Origin of the sequence: Gardnerella sp. 26-12, assembly GCF_001660745.1 — a bacterium.
In the GTDB taxonomy this organism is placed as follows: domain Bacteria; phylum Actinomycetota; class Actinomycetes; order Actinomycetales; family Bifidobacteriaceae; genus Bifidobacterium; species Bifidobacterium swidsinskii.
Genome location: NZ_LWSR01000162.1, coordinates 1 through 1,024 on the forward strand (window position 1 = coordinate 1; position 1,024 = coordinate 1,024).

Annotated in this window: 1 protein-coding gene; it reads left to right on the forward strand. The window is 43.4% G+C overall.

What is annotated here, in order from left to right:
• Window positions 1–35: 35 nt before the first annotated feature.
• The gene (gene cysK, locus A5295_RS06035) at window positions 36–968 is read left to right on the forward strand and encodes a cysteine synthase A (protein ID WP_064622174.1); all 933 of its coding nucleotides are present in this window, start codon (window positions 36–38) and stop codon (window positions 966–968) included.
• Window positions 969–1,024: the final 56 nt, after the last annotated feature.

Here is a 1,024-nt window from a genome sequence, read left to right on the forward strand (position 1 = left end):
AAATTAAACAAGACAAACAAGTAAGGGGAAATATTATGTCTAACATCTACAAGTCCGTGCAAGAACTCGTAGGTCACACTCCGCTTCTGGAGCTTGCTCACATTGAAAAAGAGTACAATCTAGCAGCAAAAATCCTCGTAAAACTCGAATACTTCAACCCAGCAGGTTCCGTAAAAGACCGCATCGCAAAGCAGATGATTGAAGAAGCAGAAACCACAGGCACAATTAAGCCAGGCTCAGTAATTGTTGAGCCAACTTCTGGAAACACTGGCATTGGTCTTGCAATGATTGCACAAACAAAAGGATACAAAAGCATTATTGTGATGCCAGAAAGCATGTCTATTGAACGCCGAAAACTTATGAAAGCATACGGGGCAGAACTCGTGCTCACACCTGCTGCAGAAGGAATGAAAGGCGCAATTACCAAAGCGAAGGAAATCGTTGAAAACACGCCAAACGCGTGGACTCCAGGACAGTTTACCAATCAAGCAAATGTGCACGCGCACTACAACACAACCGGCCCAGAAATTTGGCAAGACACTGACGAAAACGTGGATATGCTTATCGCTGGCGTTGGAACAGGCGGCACAATTACTGGTACAGGAACATATTTAAAAGAGCAAAATCCGCAGCTTGAAGTAATTGCAGTAGAACCAGCCGACTCCCCTGTGCTCGCAGGCGGCAAGCCAGGAGCGCACAAGATTCAAGGAATCGGTGCAGGATTCGTGCCAGATGTGCTCAACCAAAACATTTACGATCGTATTGTTCATGTAACAAATGAAAACGCAATTGAAAGCGGCAGGCTTATAAGCAAAAAAGAAGGCGTTCTCGTAGGCATTTCTTCCGGAGCTGCGGTTTGGACAGCAATCCAAGAAGCAAAAAGAGAAGAAAATGCAGGCAAAACCATAGTTGCAATACTTCCAGATTCAGGAGATAGATACTTGTCTACTGCATTATTTGAAAACTAACTGTATTTAGTAGCACTACTATAAACACGCAAGTTTTGATTAAATAATATATGCAA